We start from the raw sequence: 18974 nt of genomic DNA on the forward strand, positions 1-18974 counted from the left end.
CCAATGTTTTGACCTGAGGAGTTGACCATATCGTGTCTCTCTCCCATGGAGCCAACGGTTGGAGCAGAGGCGAGACAGCCACTCTATGGATCGATCATGATGTAATGGAAGAACATGGAGTTTTGTGTGATTGATTGACTGATCTTGAAGGCACTTTGTGAGTGAATCTGCCTGGACATCTCTGTAGATTTTTCTGGGCAAATAAAAAGTCTGGAAAAGACGGCAAACCTCTTTTCTTGTCTGCAAGAAAGCCGACTCACCGAATTACTTGGATTTGCCTGACAGCTTGATGCATCTAAGGAAAAACTATTGCATGAGCAGGCCTTGGCCAGGTTCCGGCTCAGCCAGCAGTCAGAGGTGAATTCAGAGGTGAATTCTTCGCCTGACCCTGCACTCATGCACTGCAACGGATCGCTGTTATGCCCTCAACTGCAAACGCCGAGAACCATGCCGCCAACGCGGTCGATGGCTCTCCTCAAGAGGTTCAGGGCGACCAAACACTGATCGCGAACGCACCTGAAAACGGCGTGAACACCGTCAGCGCGGATGCCGACAACACAAACGGCCCCGCCAGTGCCACAGCAGACAGTGGAGAATCTGCTGCTGTGATCGACTCCCCGGTCACTGCTGGAGGCAATGCCACTCTCGTTGCCCGTGAACTTTTGAGCGTTACCGCCGATGCGGAAACGACCACCGGAGATGCCACAGCAGACGCCCATAACGATTCAAACGGAAGGCCAGCTCCCAGAGCGCGAACCGGTGGCCTGATTGACAGCGATCAAGCCATTGGTGGCGACTATGGCCAGACCATTGTCGTTGACAACAGCACCGTTGCTGTGGCCGGCACCGAGACAGGTAATGCTGATGCCGCTGCCGACGAGTTCAGCACATTCGGCATCCGCAACAGCACCATTGATGTTGAGGGCGACTACAACAGCACGGTTGATAACGACAACACCATCAGCGCCAGTGCTTCAACAACCACTCATAACGCTACCGCTGAGAGCGAAAGCACTGAGCGCACCGGTGTTGGTATTAGTAGGGATGTTTTTGATGTTGAAGGCGATGCTGATCTCGCCGTCACCGTAGGTACGGAAGACGACCCCAACACGATGAGCGCATCCGCCATTGTGGTGGGTGATGGTAACGCCGCTGCATTTGTAGGCGCTACATATAACTACGGTATTACCGCTACTGGGGGAGTGACACCTGATGGCGATGTCGTGCTTGATGATGTGGAATCCATCCTTGGTGGTGCATCGATTGCTGTCTCTGGTAATGCCAACATCACGGCTGAAGTTGACAATGTTTACAGCTCAGTAGCATCTACCTCAACCGGTGATGCGAGTGCCACAACCAATACTTCTGACAGGTTTGGCATTGAGGGTGCCATCGGTTCTGGCGAAACCATTGGCATCGATGCAGCTGTGATTGAAGTTGGTGGCGATGCCGCCATCCTTGAAGGCACTGTTGATAATGAAAGCGGAACAACAGCCGATGCCAAAACAGGTGATGCAACAGCCGTTGATTCCAGTGGCTTGCGCGCGGGTATCCGTGCCAACACGCTCGATGTGGCAGGCACCTCGATCATCACAGGCTCCGTTGTCAATGACCAAGCAGCCATTGCATCGTCTGTCACTGAAGCTGATGGTGGTGATGGTGCAAAAGCCAGCGTCACGGCGGGCGACGATAGGGATGAGGCTATTGACGCCGATATCACCGGCGTTGATGCAGACAACCTCCATCTTGGAGGTGTCTCAACGATCGCCGGTTCTGTTGCACTTGGCTTAACCGCTCAGGCCGATATCACCACCGGTGGTGCTGAATCTCTTGGTGAGCTCGGTGGAGATGTAACCGGTGTGCTCAATTCAAGCCATGCTGAAGCAGGCGCTGATCTCACTGTTGATGCCGATGCGTCAGTTGTTGTTGAGTCCAGTGCCAGCAACACGAAGGGTTCCGCCGCTGGCGTAACAAGTACCGCTGTTCAAGCTGGATCTGTGATTGGCTTGGATCAATCCACCAGCGAAGAAGGTGAATTTAGGGTTAATGGTTATTTGGATGTCGATGGAGATGTATTCGTAGCACTGGATTCAAGTGCGAAGAGTGTTGATGATGATTCGATATCAAGAGCTCGTTCTGTTGGTGAAGGGTCTGAAAATAGCAGTCAAGTCAAGGGTGTTGTTCTTGATGCTGAATCTCCAATAGATCTGAATGGTGGGGCTTCCATTGTTGGCGATGCGTTGGCTGAATTATCAGCAGTCGCTGAGTCCAAAGCAGGTTCTTCAACTGCTGAATCTCTTATTAATACTGGTAAAATTGTTGGTTTTACGGGCGTCAATGTTCAGCAGAATTTAGACGTCGAAGCGGATGTGCTGCTTGATGGCTCGGCTGATCTGTCACTGCATGCAAATGCATTCACCGTTGGTGGCTCAACGGAAGCATTGGCCACGTCTGGTGATTTCGTTCAAGGTGTAGAAGTTAAAGGATCGGCAGCACTGGTCGATGTATCCGGTGATGCTGTTATCGATGGCGAAGCTGACGTGGTGCTATCTGCTGAAGCAGCAGGTACTGGCGACTCATCCGCTGATCGCGCGACAGCTGATGCTGAACTTATTGGAGGATTAGGGAGCAACTTCAGTTCAGTCGGTGGTGGTTCTGGACTGAATGTTGATGGAAATCTGGATGCCGATGGTGATGTACAAGCTTTATTGAGCAGTGTCGCGCGAATCAAAACCGGTAGCGCCCGTGCAGATTCAGACCTTACGCGTAAGGCCGTAGGCCTTGTCTTTGGTGGTCGCCAATCATCTGGGGACTCTGCCACAGTTGGAAAAGACGCCAACCTTGCAGGTCGTGCGGATATATCTCTTGTTTCAGTTGCGTCTTCGACCACTGGTGATGCAGAGGCTTCCTCAGATGCAGAAGGTAAGAATGCTGCCAAGCCTGGTCTGGTTCAATCGGTCGATGTCGCAGATCTTTCTGTTAATGCTGATGCGGTAATTACCGCTGATACTGATCTTTTTATTCAGTCTGATGCATCAACTGTCACTGGTGATAGCGCTGCTGATTCAACCACTGACGAAATCAACGGACTCAATATCGAGAATCAATTAACTTCGGGCGGACAGTCAACCCTCAAGGCTGATGTTGATGCCACCTTGGCGGCCTCTGCCGGCACCACCAGCGGTGATGCCGATGCGGGCGTTCAAGGGGCAGAGGGGGTCAGGGCAATTGAATCCAATGACATTGATGCTGCTGGCGCTTTCTCTGCCAGTGGCACCATCGATTTGGTCGGCACCGCCTACGCCGAGACTGTCAACCCAGATGGCGACAACTCAGGATCTACAGCTGAAGTCAGCTTTGTGAATGAGATTCAAGCCGTTGAACTCGATCATACCGATGTTGAAGCTAATGCTGAAATTGTTGGTGTAGCCGATGTTGATTTAGAGGCATCGGCCATCAGTGTGAACACCAACGCCAATGCCGATACCCGGCAACGTTTCGACGAGGATCTTGAGGACCAACTTGAAGGTGTTGATCTTGATGATCTCCTTGATGCAGAAGGCAACATATCGGTTGAAGGTCGTGCTGAACTCTCAGCAACTGCCATTGCCAAGACAACCCACGGAGAAGCAGATGCAGCGGCTGAGTCGGGGGGATTGAACGGTATCGATTATGAGACTGTTCAGGGGGCTGATGTTGTACTTGATGGTGATGCCGTTCTCGATCAAACGGCATCAGCCATTACAACTGAAGGCCTTGCAAAGGCAACGACATTTCAACAGACTCAGGTCGCTGGTGTGAATCAGCGCGGTGGAGAAGGATTGGCCACGGAGGCTTCTGGCTTCGTGGGCGTTGACGGTGCAGCCGCCAGCATTGGCTTAGCCAATGCTGGGACCATTCATGGCAATGCTGAAGCCAGCTTTCAAGCTGATGATGAGGTCGTTGGCGCAGAATTCTCTGATGCTTTGAAGAGTTTCGGTGACATATCTGTCACTGGTAATGCTGCGCTTGATGACACTGCATTGGCAACGAGTGGCTCGGGTTCTGCTAATGCTGATGTAGAGGCTTTTGGTGCTGAGGGCGTTGAATTTGATGCCGATGTTACTTCTGGTGGAGATGTCAGCCTCAGCGGTAGTGGTTCGGCCGTAACTCGGGCCGTCGCATCCAGTACTGGTGATCAGTCATCAGATCAAGCTCATGCGAAGAGCAGCCTTACTGAGGTCATCGGCATCCATCAAGGTGGCATCACCATCAATAGCGACACGGTACCGAACAATGCCGACCGCGTTAGTATCCTTGGTACGTTTGATGGACACATAGTCTTCGAAATTCAGGACGACAGAGCTAGTGAAGGGATTGAAGCCCCCAGTAGTCAACAGCTTGTTTTGTCAAAGAGGACAGCCAGACCGATCACTGACGAAGTTATTGCTGATCAGAAATTAATTGTTTCTCCCCCATTCGATTTCCCTCTTTCGTCAGGAGCGGCCAACGATCTCAGCCCCGATATACAGACTTCGGACAGTGTAAATACATTTGCCTTTCTTTCTCTGCAGGACGTTGAAAACTTTGTTGCCGATAAGGGTAAATCTTTTATTTATACACGAAACACCGATACCGGTGAAGTGGCAATGGGTCAACCGACCCGTATAAGACTCAATGCACAAAAACTAGATAATCTGTCTCCTTTGACGTCTGATCAGATTGAACGTGTATTCTCTGGCGCCTTGATCACTATCAAGGGTGATTTTGGTGCTACTGGAGATGCCTCTGCTCTTCAATCTGCCCATGCAGACATCAGCACCGGCGATGCAACTGCCGAGATCATTGCTGATGTCGTTGTTGGTGCTCATTTTGACGACAATCTGATTGGTGCCGGTTCAGACGGGATCGATGTGGCTGGCGATGCCAAGGTCACCGGTGATGCTGTGGTCAACAATGACGCCACTGCATCGAGCACCACTGGCGATGCCACAGCCAATGAATCTGTTGATCAAACCACGGGTCTGATTGATGACCTCAATGTTGGTGGTGATGCCGATGTTGCAGGCACAGCCAGCGTTGTTGGATCCGCATCGGCAACCACCGTCACCGGTACCGCTGATGCAGACAGCGGTACTTACGACAGTGACGTCACGGGTTACGACGTTCAGGGCCGCGTTGATGTTGGTGGTGATGCAGCGCTCACCGGTGGCGCCTCCAGCAGCAACACCTCGTTTGCTGCAGCCACCACCGGCGGTGCTGATGCAACGTCGGTGCAAGGTGAAGTCAACGGCATCCTGATCGACAGGGAATCCCACTTCCAAGCACATCCCGACATTGATGTCGCCGGTGATGCCGAGGTCATCGCCACCGCTGCCAGCAACTCCTTCGCAGAAGCTGCCACAACGACAGGCGATGCAACAGCTCAGGCCGACAATCTTGCCACCGTCGGTTTTGAAATTGGTGACAGTGCTGATGAACCCGCTCTCTCCGTCGCCGGCGACAGCGTCCTGCGCGTTCAGGCCACCAATGTCGGCACCGCCGATGCATCAGCCACCACGAACAATGCAACAGCTGAGGTCAATGACGAGGGCTCGAATGATGTCACCGGCATCAACAGTGACGACAACACACTGGATCTGAATGGTGATGCTGATGTCAATGCACTGGCTCGGAGCACCCAAACGGCCAACGCATCAACCACCACTGGTGATGCAAGAGCAAAGACCGCTTTCCGTGACGACGTTGTTGGTAGCGATGACACCAGTTACGACATTGAAGGCAATGCAACGCAGTTCGACAGCCGCGGTGAACTGACGGCCAGCTCAGGCGCCAACGCCGTCACCGGTGATGCTGTTGCCAAAGCGGGGATTCGATCAGAAGCCATTGGTTTCGAGAATGGATCTGTTGATATTGCAGGCAATGCCACCGGTGAGTTTGGCCTGACCGACGACGGCATTCTCAGCTACGGCAACTCCGTCCTCACCACGGAAGCTGAAACGGGAACCGGCGATGCAAGCGCTGAATCCACAAGCGTCAGGGTCAAAGGCGCTGAGGGCATGGACCTCGACGTCGCTGGCAATGTGGACGGCCCTTGGGGCGCCCGTGCCCTCGCGGTTGGCGATTTCAGCGCCAGCGCCCAAAGCGTCAACGGCGAGACAACGGAAGCTGTTCTTGAAGCTGAGGCCAGAGGCTTTGATGCTGACGGCGAAAGCACCTCCGGTGACATCGACATCCTGGGCAACGGCAACGTCACCCAGATCGCCCAGATGGTCGCCGACGCTGAGGCGATGACCATTGGCGACAGCACGAATGACGGGGTCCAGGCCAGCGTCAATCTTGATGCCATTGGCGGTGACTTCTCCGAGACCGATGGAGATATCACCATCAACGGTGACGGCAACGCGCTCGCCGATGGCGTCAACCAAGGTTCTGCCTTCGCCTATGGAGTTCACTCAATCGCTTTTGCCAGCAGCAACGTCAACTCGGAGGGCTTCAAGCTCGGCGACAACAACATCGAAATTGGTGGTGCGGGTGATGTGAGCGGCCGTGGTTTCATCGGCGACTGGGATCAATACGGTGACGCCTACCTCATTGATGACGCATTCAGCGTCAGCGCTGAAACCACCACGGGCAATGCATATGCAGCCGCCGGTGGTGGAACAGGCTCGGCCACGTTCACCGCTATCGGTATTGGTGGTTTTGGTGGAGCAGACGGGGGAGATGCGATGGTCACCGCCGGACCCTCCGGTGGAGACATCACGGGTACCGCCAATGCTGCCGCTGATCTCTCAGCCACCACCACCACGGGTATCGCTGTCTCTAACAGCATGGCTGAACTCTTTGGTATTCAGAAAGTGAACCTGCAAGGCGGCCTTGATGGTGAAAGCACCATCGATGGCCAAGCTCAAGGCATCTTCAACACCAGTTCCAGCAGTGTGAATGGTGTTGCCCAGGCCACATCAGACGTCACTGGCATCGGCATGGATGGTCTTGTTAGCAATGCAATGGTCAACGGCAACATCAATGCCGTGGCGGACATCAGCAACACCGTGCTGGCCTCCACCGTCACCGGCAGTGCCATTGCCACCGCCACCGGCAATGCCGTTGGCATCCAGGACTACACCATCACGATGGAAGGTGATGGTGTCATCACGGCCAATGCCAGCACCAACATCGTTGCTGTGGCATCCACCGTGACGACTCTAGATGATGGTTAACAAGCAGGCTTACACAACACAGATTAATCCTTCTGGTCGCCCCATGGCTTCATCGTGCCGACAGGGCTTCGACGTACTGAACAATTCCATTGATGGACTTTGATATGGAAATTGTCCAAAGCCATTGGCCACATTGGCCCACTTGATCTCAATCATCCCGTCCATTCGCGTGAGGCGTAGATGCAAGCAAGGATGAGGGTGGGGATGAAAACGAGTGTTCCCATGAGAGGTGCCGCAAGCATCAGGCCAAAGGAGATGCCCAGAGACCAGGCGAGTGCTGAGCGCACATTTTTTCTCGAGGCTTGACGCTTCTTGATGCTTTCTCTTCTGGAGCCACCCCGCATCAGCCTGTTGAATTCACTCATGGAAGAGGTCGCCGAAAGTTGTAGTAATGGAACGTAGTTCCGTTGGCTTGCACGTCTTGATTGACAGCGTGCGTCACCAGCTCCCAGCCATCTTTCCCTAGTGCCTCAAACATCTCCGGCAGGGTTGGCACCTCCTTGCTTGAGCCCCATCCCCGTACTCGCTCGCCATCGATATCGAGAAGATTGATCTCCTGCGTGATTCCACGCCCTTTGTAATCAAGGCGGATGCTTTTGTACTGCCACTGGCGCATTCGCAGTGATGCGACTGTCGAAGTGGTAGCTGCACGGTTCAGAGATCGCTGCATTTTTGACATCTGGAGTGCAGTGCAACTCACGGGACGTCCTAAATGCGGAGGCCAGGCAAGCCTTTTGCCTGTTCTTTGACGCGTCGCCTCTTGGTAAGCCAACCGTCTTGGTCACCACCATGCTGGGGTGATCCCCCGTCGACGATTGATGCAACTGTCTCTCGGAGCCTCCCTCATCCTGCTGTTTCTTCCGGCATCAGGTTTTGCGCATCCAGTGATTCCCCAGCACGCGTCGACCGATGTCATCCCCGCCGCAGAGCATCAGGCCCCACCTGGGCTGGCGCCGCATCAGACACGTGATGTGTCCACCAAGGATCTCGGTGCTATTGCCCTTTCCCAGGAGTTCAGATCGCTGAACGACAGGGTGTTCCGAGCGAGGCTGATCACGATTGAACCTGGTGGATCGGTGGCCTGGCATGAACATCGACAACGCCCCGGGGTGGCGTATCTTCTCAGCGGTTCACTGGTGGAGATCCGTGACGACGGGCAAGGGCCAAGGAGGATTCTTCGCCGGCAGGGGGATGCCGTGTTTGAGCAAACAGGAGTTCGACATGGTTGGACCAACACATCAGCGCTGCCTGCTACAGCTCTGGTCGTGGATGTGATTCCAATGCCGTGAACCCTTCGATCGCTTCCCCTCCTGGTGCTGAGCCAGAACCTGAACGACATGGCTCGGAACAAGTGACTGGAGACAAATCTGCGTGATCAGAACTGTTGCCTTTCTTCTTTTGATGTTTGGACCTGCTCACGCCGGGCCCAGAGTGACAATCGCCTCCTGCCAGGACGGGGAGACCTGTACAAGTACAACAGGTGAATCGATCAGGATTGCCTGTATTGATGTGCCTGAAATGAAAGAACAACCTCGGCTGCGACCCACGTCAATGCAAGCTGTCTTGCTTCCTAACAACCGTGCCATTCGTGCAATCGATCATTTAAGCCAATACGTTGTCGGGAAACAGGTTTTCATCCAACGCATGGCGATCGACCGCAATGGTCGAACTGTGGCCGAGCTCTATGTTGATGACATCAATGTGGGGCAGGACCTCGTGAGACGTGGTCACGCCGACATCGATCGGAATCATGCCGGATCATGTGTCTGGACCCGATGATCCTCGCCGTTTCACGGCAATTGAGATGGCCCGTATGCGCTCTTTCCTCAGCAGCCCACTCCAAACAGCTTTAGCTGCACTTCTTTCAATGGGTTTAGCTCAATCTCTTCATTTGCCAGACCCATATTGGGCACCGATTTCCGCCATCGTCTGCTCATTGGATGCTTTCGAAGGTGTAGTTGCAACAGCTCGTCGCCGACTTTTTGGGACTCTTCTCGGTGTTCTTCTGGCGGGATTGCAAGTTAGTTTTACGGATTACAACCTCATCAACTATGGGATTGCAATTGTTTTGCTGGGCCTGCTCTGTACTGCTGCAAAGCTGCATCCGAGCTCACTTCGATTTGGTGCGATCGCCCTGACGGTCGTTGTCAGTGATCCTGATCACACTGACGTCTGGTTCACAGCTGGAGCACGGTTTGTTGATGTCGCGCTCGGTATAGCAGTTGCTCTCTTTGTGGCGAGAGTGTGGCCCACAGCAAGGCATCAATGAGTCAATGCTCTGGTGGATCTTTGAGTGGGCTGTTCGCGTGTTGACGGGCTGCCTCGGAACCAGGCTGTGTTGTGAGATCTTCCAAAGAGATGGATGGCGCGTTGATGGGCACGTTGAACCTCAGCCTCGCGAGGTGCCCTTGACAGATCAAGTGCTGCCGAATCGCCATGGGGTATTGACGTCTCTTTTATGCCCCTCTCCTTTGACGAGCCGCTGTTCCAGCCCAGAGTCCATCTTCACGACGATGGCAAGTCGCTGGGGATCGCAAGGTTGCTGGGTTCAGCTCAACAGCTGACCGGAGAGTGTTGGCGTCGCCTTGATCCCAGATTCTGGGTTGGTATAAAGAAGCCGGTGCAGACCAAAAAACCGCCCCCCTTGGAGAGCGGTTCTTCGATGCCGTAGTAACCCCCATCACCCGGCCATCTGCACCAGATCTTGATGCGATGGAAGAACAATACCCGTGACACGCCAGATGTGGTGGCCCGCAAGAGTCACTTAAGACTGTGATGTATTTGCGTAACGAATGGCTCTCAGTCGACTCCTGCGCTGCATTTAGTGCCTGCTAAGGCTATTCTTAAAAACCCCATCACCCGGCCCGCTCCAGTAGCGGGCTTTTTCGTGCCAAAGCGCTAGATGTGGTGCATTGTGTCGTGTTGGCAGCAGGTGATCATCAGCTTTGGGTGCGCGTGAATTTTTTTCTCTTGACGACGCAACCAGCAACTCCGCAGATCACTTCGTAGGTCTCGTCGCTCAGTTCGCTGAGGCTGGGTGGATCAATGGATGCCAGGCGCTTGCCAATCCTGCGAGCAGCAGTTAGCCATTGAATCGTCATCTGCGTCGTGGCGGTTCTTTCAGTCTGCGCGTTTTTGATGCATCGGACATCAGCCCAAAGGCTCATTGCCATGGGGTCGCCTGATCACAGCCGTGTTGAGCTTGCCAGCCTGATCAAAAGAAAGGGGTAGGACACCACTCCTACCCTCCAGCGCACGGTTCTCTGCTTCCGTGCACGCTTGATTCTGTATCTCAGCGCTACAAAAGCAACCTGTTTGTTGGATCTTGCACGATCTCCGCAAGCTCATTCCCCCTGGTCTGTCCGGTCAACGCATTATTTGGGCCATGAGCAGTTGGATCCTGGCGGTCTGTTGGATGTTCGTTGAGTGATTGATTCGCCGGCTGATGAAGGTTTGGTGTGATGCTTCTGCTGGAGCTCAGCTCCTCTTCTGCTACGTCAACCAAGGCAGTTGGCGTGGAACACTCACATGATCAAGACAGTCCAAGTGTTCGTTATCGAGCTGCCATGAAACCAAGGCTGCTCTCGTGATCCTGACAAGTCATGCCATTAAAATCCTGCATGGTGCTCCTGGCGGGACACGTTATGGGTTGGGCATGCTGTCATTCTTTGATCACGATCGATTTGTTGAAGTCTCTGAAATCATCTCCAGATTTGAGGTGGATAGCGATTGCTGGGCCATCCACACTATTTGCGAATTGTTGACAGCTGTCTGTCAACCGCCAGCTGACAACATCAAAAAACTCCTGTTGCACTCAGGCAAATCAGAGTGGTGGCGAGCAGGACCCAGGCAACCAGCTGAAGCCACTGCGTTAGGGGCGTTCCCATCGTTCAATTGAGTGGGTCGTCCCAAAGCGGTGGCTCATCAAATTCTTCCAAGAGGGAGTTGGCTTCGAGATCCTTACCCATAAGAAGCAATCTCATAATCCTGTCCCAGACGAAACGGGTCAAGTGTTCGCGCTCGATTCCCTGATGCCCGATTTCGAACTTGATTGGAGGAACATCGCCAGCGTCATCGTGGAACCGTGTAATAACTGACACGAGGTGGATGGCAGTGGTTCTTGTGTCGTAACTCCTTTTGCTTGTGAGAAGAAGTATCAACGCACCCCTTTCGATCTGCACGTTGTCAGCGCTGGCTTGGTGGCAGCCGACGTGCTTCTGCTCTCGCTCTTAGCGCTTGAACACGCCGTTGCAGTCCCCCGGGGCAGGTGTCACAAAGCAGTGACCCTCCGGTGACCAGTACCCCAGGGCAGGAAATGCAAGGCCTTGGGCCCTGGCTTCGGCATTGACGGCATCAACGCCTTGAGCCTGGATGAGCACGTTTCCCTCGCCATCAACGAGGTCGAGGAAATCGTTTTCTTCGATCTCCGCTGTGGGCATGGCTTGGCCTTGGACAGGTACAAGTGCCATCACACAGGCGATCAGGACAAAACGAAGCATTGGAGCTCAGAGCGAAAACAATGGATCAGTTGCTGGTGACGAGCACCGGTGTGCCGACCTTGATGCGGTTGTACACCTGAATCACATCGCTGTTCAGCATCCGAATGCAGCCCAGGCTGACGGCGGCCCGCAATTTCACCCAGTTCGGCCAGGCCGTGCCATGGATGGCGTATTCGCCGGTGCCGATTTGCACATAAGCCACGTAACGCACTCCCACAGGGTTTTTCGGCCCTGGTGCAATAACTTTGCCTTTCTTGTGATACGTCGGCTGAGGATCCATTTTGGTCACCGCATATGTGCCCGGCGGCGTCGGAGATTCCGGTGCACCGATGGCCACGGGGTACTTACCGATCACCTTGCCGTCGTCCAGGAGGGTGAGATATCTCGTCTTGAGGCTGATCTCGATCGAAGTTTCGGCTTGCGCTGGAACCGCGGACATGGCCCCTAGGCCCAACGCTGCCGTCAAGAGGATTGAACGAGGCTGCATGGGCGTGTGCAACAGGCGACCGCAGGCATTTTGACCCATTCGAAAGGGGCTAGCGTCAACCCGTTGCTTGGCCGGAGCCTGAACCATGTCCCGCTGCTCTGGAATCAGCCCCGTCCTGGCCGCTGGGGCGGCTGCCGTGGTCTCAATCCTGGGGTTCAACATGCCTGCCAGGGCTGGATTCACGCCCGAGCAGCTGGCTGGTTTTGAACTCACGCATCTGCGCGGCGTTGTCAATGCCGTTCAGCCGGAGCAGAAGGTGATAGAGGTCATCGATCCGGAAGGTCACCAGGAAATCGTCACGGTCGGCATCGACATGGCTCCCCTGCGACTCCGCAAGGGCGATCGCGTGGATGTCTCGCTGTTGGATGGTCTGGTGGTGGACCTGGAGCGCAGCAAGGAAACGACGCTGAGTTTTGATCGCGAAGACATCATCATGCCGATGGATATGGGGCCACTGAAAAAAGGTATGCGGGTGGCCCTGGCCTCAGGAACAGCACGGGTTCTGAAGGTGTCGGCAACCGACCGCAGCCTCAGCCTGATGGGACCGCTCGGAGGCATCCACAACCTTGATGTTGTGATGCCCGGTGATGATGATCTCTTCCCTGCGCTGCAGGCCGGCGATCTGGTGGATTTCCGTTTGATTCAGCCGGTGGCGGTGGGGATTGAACGCGTCTCCACGCCTGCTGCCGAGGCGGGGGCAACGCAGCAACAACCCCTGCACAGTGCTGTCGCCGATCGCCGCACAAGCTTGAAGGCTGAGTTGCTGGAGGCGTTCGAGCTCTCGCAGGTGAGGGGCACCTTGCTGCAGTTCAAGCCCGACCAGCAGGTGATGGAGGTGCAGAGCCCCTATGGACACACCCTGTTGATCACCATGGGCGGCGGGCTCCAAACCACCGGTGTCAGCAATGGTGATGAGGTAATCATCGATATCCTCGATGGCCTGGTGGTGGATCTGCGCAAAAGCCCTGCAAACAGCCTCAGCTTTGCCCGCGAGGACGTGATCCTGTCGGAAGACTTCGGTGAGGTGCGCAAGGGGGCTCGGGTGGCGATGGCAACCGGAACCGCGGAAGTGGTGAAGGTCTCGGAACAGGACCATGAACTCAGCCTGAGGGGGCCGTTCGGAGGCGTTCACAACCTCGATGTTCGTGATGGGCTCAACGGCAATCCGCTCGCTCAGCTCAAGGTGGGCGATGTCGTCAGCTTCCGATCGATCCAACCCGTCGCGATCGGAATTCGACCGGCTCTCTGAATCAGCCGCCTTGATGGGAGGCGAGGGCACGCACCACATCACCGCGGGTGATCACCCCGACGGGATGGTCGTTCTCGTCCAGCACGAACAAGCGTTGCGTTCCTCGCTCATGCAGCTGGGATGCTGCCTTGGGGAGGGGTAGGTCAGTCCCGCAGCTGTGGGAGTCCTTGCGCATCAGATCGCTCACGTTGGTGCCAAGCACCTGGTGCACCTGCTTGTCCCAGTTCAAGGGATTGCGTAGGTAGATCACGCTGTCCAGCAGCATCACGTAAGGGCCAGCATCAACACCGCTTTCCCGCACCATCAGATCCTGTTCGGTCAGTTCGCCGATCAGACGCCCGTCTGCATCCACCACTGGCAAGCCACTGACGTGGTGCTCGCTGATCATCTGAACAGCCTGCTGCAATGGCGTGTCGGGCGTGACCGTCAGCACGGGTTGGGTCATCACATCAGCCACCGTGAGCTGCAGGACCATGATCAAGGTTCAGCTGTCCGCATTCTGAGCGTTGTCTCTGCCTTTGCGTTCGATCGCCAACGGACTCACCGTGGCGCGAGCCATTGCCGGTTTACCGCTGATCCTTGCCCTGCAGTTCGGCTGGCAGGGCTGGGCCTGGTGGCTGCTGCTGCTGGCCGGCCTCAGTGATGCGGCCGATGGCTGGCTGGCTCGCCGTGCCGGTGGTGGCAGCAGCTGGGGTGCCCGCGTGGACCCCCTCACCGACAAGGTGCTGATCGCAGCACCGTTGCTCTGGCTGGCGTCGTCCGCTGCGCTGCCGCTCTGGGCGGTCTGGTTGCTGCTGGCCCGCGAGTTGTTGATTTCAGGCTGGCGCTCCCAGGCCAGCGATGGAGGGCCGGCCTCGCGGTTGGGCAAAGCCAAGACGATCCTTCAGTTCCTCAGCCTGTTGCTGATGCTCTGGCCTTCCTCTTGGATTGGTGCTGCCGGCCTTCAGAACCTGGGCTGGTGGCTGTTCTGGCCTTCCCTCGCCCTGGCTCTGCGCTCAGCCCTGGGCTACATCACGCCCCGATCAGCGCATCGTCAGAACTGAAGTCTGGGGCTGCGGTTAGGTTGAGGGCGTAGTCGTTGCTGTAGCTGTCAGCCAGGCCCTTGGCCAGGTCGAAGCTGGGTTGCCAGGCCAGTTCGCGTTCCACCCGGGTGATGTCGGTGAGGAAGTGATTGAGCCGCAGCGGGAAGGCCTTGCGGGCCTTGGGGTCCAGATCGCTGGGGTTGAAGCTGCGCAGCTCGAGGCCATCGGGATCGCGGCCGCAGGCCACGGCTGCGGCGCGGATCAGGCCCCGGAAGCTGATGCCCTGTTTGCCGGAGCAGTTGTAGATGCGGTTGGCCGCAGCATCCACGTCGATGCAACGGGCCATCGCTTCTGCCAGATCCTCCACATGGCCCAGTTGGGTGATCGTGCTGCCGTCGCCGGGGAGCGGAATCGGGCGGTTGTGAACGATGCGATCGAAGAACCAGCGTTCCACCGGGTTGTAGTTGCCCGGGCCGTAGATGTAAGTGGGCCGGAAGCTGGTGAAGGGGATGCCCTCCTTGCGCAGCCAGGCCTCCGTGTCGGCCTTGCCGGCGTGACGGCTCTGCGGATCGGTGGGGCTGGATTCATCCAGGGGCCATTGCACCGAATCGGCGTACACCCCGGCTGAACTCACATACACAAAGCGATGGCTGGGGGCCCCGGTGATGGCCACCACGCGGCTGCTGTCCTCCTGCTTGCGTCCCGAACTGTCGACGATCACATCGAAGCTGCGGCCCTGCAGCGCCCTCAGGCCTTCATCGCTGCTGCGATCACCACAGAGGTGTTCCACGCCGGCGGGGACGGGGTTCTTGCCGCGGGTGAACAGGGTCAGTGCATGGCCCTGGGCCTGCAGGCGGGCCACCAGGGGCCGGCCCACGAAGCGGGTTCCCCCCATCACCAGGATCTTCATGCACTTGGGCCCGAAAAGCGCAGCCATTGAAGCGTGGCGCTGCAGGATGGAGGGTCTCTGGTCCGACCCCGATGGAGATCATTCCCGCCATTGATTTGCTCGATGGAGCCTGCGTTCGGCTCCACCAGGGGGATTACGACCAGGTCACACGATTCAGCGAGGATCCTGTCGCTCAGGCCCTTAGTTGGCAGAGCCAGGGGGCAACCCGTCTGCACCTGGTGGATCTCGATGGCGCCAAGCGGGGTGAGCCGATCAATGACGCCGCCGTGCGGGCCATCACCAAGGCCCTCGACATTCCTGTGCAGCTCGGTGGTGGTGTGCGCTCGCTCGAGCGCGCCGAAGAGTTGATCGACTGTGGCCTGGATCGCGTCATCCTCGGCACGGTGGCGATTGAACAGCCGGCGTTGGTGCAGGAGTTGGCCCAACGCCATCCCGGCCGCATCGTTGTCGGCATTGATGCCAACGACGGCCGGGTGGCGACCCGGGGCTGGATCGAGCAGAGCGATGTTCTGGCCACCGATCTGGCCAAGCAGTTCAGCGCCGCTGGCATCGCGGCGATCATCACCACCGACATCGCCACCGATGGAACCCTTGCCGGCCCCAATCTCGAGGCCTTGCGAACCATGGCGCAATGCAGTGCTGTTCCGGTGATTGCCTCCGGTGGCATCGGTTGCATGGCTGACCTCCTCTCGCTCCTGCCGCTGGAGCCGCTTGGTGTTTCAGGGGTGATCGTTGGTCGAGCTCTGTATGACGGCCGGGTGGCCCTGGCTGAGGCCATGGCCGCGATCGGAGAGGCAAGACTTCAAGACGTCACCGCCGTGGCGGCAGACATCGCCTGAGCTGGTCTTGGGTCTTATTGTTGAGGGAGCAGGCCCCTTTTGTGGTAAGACCAGCCGCAAGCAAGAGCAGCACGCCGTCCCCTGCGGGCAGCTTGCAGGAGGTGTTTGAGCAATGCCGACGGCTGGGGATGCGCCTCAGCCGTCAGCGGCGCATGGTGCTCGACCTGCTCTGGACCGAAAAAAGCCACCTCAGTGCACGTGACATCTTCGAACAGTTGAATCTGAGGGGCCGCAGCATCGGCCATACCTCGGTGTATCAGAACCTCGAAGCCCTGCAGTCGGCAGGTGTGATCGAGTGCCTCGACCGTGCCAGTGGTCGCTTGTACGGCTATAGGAGCGATCCCCACAGCCATCTGGCCTGCCTGGACAGCGGTTCGATCGAAGACATCGATGTTGTTCTCCCCGACGACCTGTTGCGTCAGATCGAACGGCGCACCGGCTTTCGGATCGAGTCGTACACCCTGCAATTGAACGGCCGGCGCACCCTGGAGAACTGAGCAGAAGCTCGTTACCTTGAGCCCAATTGCTTGGTTTCATCGCTTGGCTTCCCCTTCAACGGTGCGGATGTTGCTGCTCGCTCCGGATCTGCTCGGGGAGTCGCTGGCGCTGAAACTCACCTCTGCCCGGGACGATTGGGAGGTGGTGCTTCGCCCCGAGAGACTGACGGGTGCTCCGGCTTTGGTGATCTGGTCAATCGACCGCATGGCCTCACTGGCGTCGGTTCAACAGGAGCTGTTCGCCTTGCAGGAGCGCTGGCAGCCCGCCCCGGTGCTGCTGCTGTTGCCCAGCGACATTCGCTTGTCGCGCGAGCAGCTGCTGGGCTTGCCGGCGGCAGGCTTGCTTCAAAACATTGATGTTCAGGACCTGCAGAACGCCATCGACACCCTGCTGAAGGGGGGGCGGGACATTCGCCTGGAGGCCCCATCGGAGGCCGAGGGGCAAGAGCAGACCATGGGCCTGGGGCAGTGGTTGCTGGTCAGTGGCTTGCAGCAGGTGAGTCGCGACCTGGAGCTGGTGGAGGCCATGCTCAATCCGCCCCCGGAGCATCCACTGCTGTTTGCTCTGCTGCGGGGACGGCGCCGCGAACTTCGCGTTGCCAAGGGGTTGCTGCTCTGGATCTGGGGTCCGCTGCAGATGGGGCTCGAGCATGCAGAACCCCTGGTGCCCTCATCTCCATCTCCCAGCCAGGGATCGCCCTCGACCACGGCGATTAGCCTCCGGGAACGCAATGCCGTCGCCGTATGGGATGCCATCCGCGACCGCATTGATGGCTCGGTTCAGGCTGGATTAACCAATTCCACCGGTCGTCTGCTGGCGATTGAGGGCCTGCATCCGGATCGCCGCCGGGAGTTGCTCCTGGCCCTGCTGCAACAGCTCGATCAGGTTTTGCAGCGCCTGCGCAGCCGCCAGGACGGCATGGCGATGGCCCAGGCCTGGGATGCGTTGCAGCCCGAGTTGCGCCAGCAGGCGCTCACCGCTCTGGCGGGCAGTTATGTCCAGATTCCCTGCAACGGGGAGCTGCAGCCGGTGGTGGCCTCATTGCTGAGCCGTGCTGATCTCAGCGGCGAAGATGGCGAACTGCCGGATCCAACGGGGATGCTGGCGCCGCTGGTGTCCGATCAACCGATGCTGGTGAACGGCCTGCTGCTGCCGGCGGACGATCCCAGGGCCTTCCTGCAACTGGAAACCCTGGTCAGCAATTGGCTGGTGAGGACGGCGGAACTGATTGGTGCCGAACTGCTCGATGCCTGCGGTGACTGGCCGGAGCTGCGTCGTTACCTGCTGCGGGACCCCCTTCTGGCGACCCGGGAGCTCGACCGGCTCAGGAACCGTTTGAACACCCAGCTGCGTTGGGCTGATTGGGTCGAGCGTCCCATTCAGCTCTACGAGAGCCAGCGCACCTTGTTTCAGTTGCGCTCGGGTCGCATCGAACCGCTGCTGCTGACGGAGCCCCGTGACAAGGAGCTCAATCAGCTGGGTTGGTGGCAGCGGCAGGTGGCCTTGCTCCTGGAAGCCCGGGATGCTCTCGCCCCGCAGGTCCAGGCCCTGGTGCGCCGAATTGGAGATCTGGCTGTGATCCTGTTGACCCAGGTGCTGGGTCGCGCGATTGGTCTGGTGGGGCGGGGTATCGCCCAGGGCATGGGTCGCAGCCTTGGCCGCAGCTAGGCCCCTGGGTCCACAATGGCGATCCGTTGCTTCGGCTTGATGCTCGCTTTGGTGCGCTGTCTGATCACCCTATCGATCGCGCTGCTGCTCCATGTCTCCCCAGCCGCCGCTGTGTTGAACAGCGACAGCTACGACGGCAACATCTATGCCCTCTACGCCGGCAACGGTTCGTTGGTTCCTCCCGCCAGCACCCTGGAAGAGTCCCTTGCCGAGGGACGCACCGCTGTGATCGTTTACTACCTGGATGACAGCGCCGTGAGCAAACGCTTCGCTCCCGTGGTGTCGGAACTGCAACGGCTTTGGGGGCGCAGCATCGATCTGCTGCCGCTCTCCACCGATCCGCTCCAGGGACGCGAAGCGCTGGGGGCTGGTGACCCAGCCACCTATTGGTCCGGAACCATTCCTCAGGTGGTGGTGATCGGCACCGATGGCCGGGTTGTTCTTGATCAGAACGGTCAGGTTCCCCTGGCAGCCATCAACGACGCCATCAGCGCTGCCACCGGTCTTACGGCTCCTGATCTGGGTCGGATCGATCAGGAAGGCAGTTTCAACGAAGTGAACATCGAAGTCACCGCCAACTGAGACGCCCACCGCCATGGCGCC

At 57.4% G+C, this 18974-nt stretch carries 16 protein-coding genes; 10 read left to right on the forward strand and 6 right to left on the reverse strand.

Annotated features, from left to right (window positions below; genetic code table 11):
* Window positions 1-419 precede the first annotated feature (419 nt).
* On the forward strand, window positions 420-7199 hold the full coding sequence (locus KR52_RS06520; RefSeq protein ID WP_038553866.1) for a hypothetical protein: 6780 nt from the start codon (window positions 420-422) through the stop codon (window positions 7197-7199).
* Window positions 7200-7560: 361 nt separating this feature from the next.
* Here KR52_RS06520 and KR52_RS06525 read toward each other — a convergent pair whose 3' ends face one another.
* On the reverse strand, window positions 7561-7815 hold the full coding sequence (locus KR52_RS06525; RefSeq protein WP_051834292.1) for a hypothetical protein: 255 nt from the start codon (window positions 7813-7815) through the stop codon (window positions 7561-7563).
* Between the two features lie 202 nt (window positions 7816-8017).
* Between KR52_RS06525 and KR52_RS06530 the strand changes: the two genes are divergently transcribed.
* The 3 genes from KR52_RS06530 (at window position 8018) to KR52_RS13620 (ending at window position 9468) form a co-directional block, all read left to right on the forward strand.
* Complete coding sequence (locus tag KR52_RS06530; protein WP_051834293.1) at window positions 8018-8488, forward strand: cupin domain-containing protein; 471 nt, start codon at window positions 8018-8020, stop codon at window positions 8486-8488.
* Window positions 8489-8717: 229 nt separating this feature from the next.
* Window positions 8718-8978 carry a thermonuclease family protein gene (locus KR52_RS13615; protein ID WP_253912476.1) on the forward strand — a complete coding sequence of 87 codons (261 nt, stop codon included), beginning with the start codon at window positions 8718-8720 and terminating at the stop codon, window positions 8976-8978.
* Window positions 8950-9468 carry an aromatic acid exporter family protein gene (locus KR52_RS13620; protein WP_253912329.1) on the forward strand — a complete coding sequence of 173 codons (519 nt, stop codon included), beginning with the start codon at window positions 8950-8952 and terminating at the stop codon, window positions 9466-9468. The genes KR52_RS13615 and KR52_RS13620 overlap by 29 nt, the downstream gene beginning before the upstream one ends.
* A gap of 670 nt (window positions 9469-10138) precedes the next feature.
* On the opposite strand, the gene KR52_RS06535 is transcribed toward KR52_RS13620, so the two are convergent.
* The 3 genes from KR52_RS06535 to KR52_RS06550 all read right to left on the reverse strand — a co-directional run bounded on the left by KR52_RS06535 (window position 10139) and on the right by KR52_RS06550 (window position 12185).
* Complete coding sequence (locus KR52_RS06535) at window positions 10139-10372, reverse strand: hypothetical protein (protein ID WP_038553868.1); 234 nt, start codon at window positions 10370-10372, stop codon at window positions 10139-10141.
* A gap of 1056 nt (window positions 10373-11428) precedes the next feature.
* Window positions 11429-11698, reverse strand: a complete 270-nt coding sequence (locus tag KR52_RS06545) for a hypothetical protein (protein ID WP_173402199.1) — start codon at window positions 11696-11698, stop codon at window positions 11429-11431.
* Between the two features lie 25 nt (window positions 11699-11723).
* Complete coding sequence (locus KR52_RS06550; RefSeq protein ID WP_038556971.1) at window positions 11724-12185, reverse strand: L,D-transpeptidase; 462 nt, start codon at window positions 12183-12185, stop codon at window positions 11724-11726.
* An 85-nt stretch (window positions 12186-12270) separates the two neighbouring features.
* Here KR52_RS06550 and KR52_RS06555 point away from each other — a divergent pair, with 85 nt between their 5' ends.
* Window positions 12271-13434, forward strand: a complete 1164-nt coding sequence (locus tag KR52_RS06555; RefSeq protein ID WP_038553871.1) for a hypothetical protein — start codon at window positions 12271-12273, stop codon at window positions 13432-13434.
* Window position 13435: 1 nt separating this feature from the next.
* Here the strand turns inward: KR52_RS06555 and KR52_RS06560 are convergent, their stop codons facing one another.
* A complete protein-coding gene (locus KR52_RS06560) occupies window positions 13436-13909 on the reverse strand; it encodes a CBS domain-containing protein (RefSeq protein WP_038553873.1) in 474 nt (157 codons plus the stop codon).
* Window positions 13910-13940: 31 nt separating this feature from the next.
* Between KR52_RS06560 and KR52_RS06565 the strand changes: the two genes are divergently transcribed.
* On the forward strand, window positions 13941-14477 hold the full coding sequence (locus tag KR52_RS06565; RefSeq protein WP_038553875.1) for a CDP-alcohol phosphatidyltransferase family protein: 537 nt from the start codon (window positions 13941-13943) through the stop codon (window positions 14475-14477).
* Here the strand turns inward: KR52_RS06565 and KR52_RS06570 are convergent.
* Window positions 14446-15366, reverse strand: a complete 921-nt coding sequence (locus KR52_RS06570) for an NAD-dependent epimerase/dehydratase family protein (RefSeq protein WP_038556973.1) — start codon at window positions 15364-15366, stop codon at window positions 14446-14448. The two genes, KR52_RS06565 and KR52_RS06570, sit on opposite strands and share 32 nt — an antisense overlap.
* Window positions 15367-15437: 71 nt before the next feature.
* Here KR52_RS06570 and hisA point away from each other — a divergent pair, with 71 nt between their 5' ends.
* The 4 genes from hisA (at window position 15438) to KR52_RS06590 (ending at window position 18953) form a co-directional block, all read left to right on the forward strand.
* Window positions 15438-16205: a 1-(5-phosphoribosyl)-5-[(5-phosphoribosylamino)methylideneamino]imidazole-4-carboxamide isomerase gene (gene hisA, locus KR52_RS06575; RefSeq protein WP_038553877.1), complete on the forward strand. Its 768-nt coding sequence runs from the start codon at window positions 15438-15440 to the stop codon at window positions 16203-16205.
* Between the two features lie 128 nt (window positions 16206-16333).
* Window positions 16334-16702, forward strand: a complete 369-nt coding sequence (locus KR52_RS06580) for a Fur family transcriptional regulator (protein WP_253912477.1) — start codon at window positions 16334-16336, stop codon at window positions 16700-16702.
* Between the two features lie 67 nt (window positions 16703-16769).
* The gene (locus tag KR52_RS06585) at window positions 16770-18371 is read left to right on the forward strand and encodes a DUF3685 domain-containing protein (RefSeq protein ID WP_038553879.1); all 1602 of its coding nucleotides are present in this window, start codon (window positions 16770-16772) and stop codon (window positions 18369-18371) included.
* Between the two features lie 15 nt (window positions 18372-18386).
* Window positions 18387-18953, forward strand: coding sequence for a thylakoid membrane photosystem I accumulation factor (locus tag KR52_RS06590; protein WP_038553881.1), 567 nt, complete (start codon window positions 18387-18389; stop codon window positions 18951-18953).
* The last annotated feature ends 21 nt before the right edge of the window (window positions 18954-18974 follow it).

The organism is Synechococcus sp. KORDI-52, assembly GCF_000737595.1.
GTDB lineage: Bacteria > Cyanobacteriota > Cyanobacteriia > PCC-6307 > Cyanobiaceae > Parasynechococcus.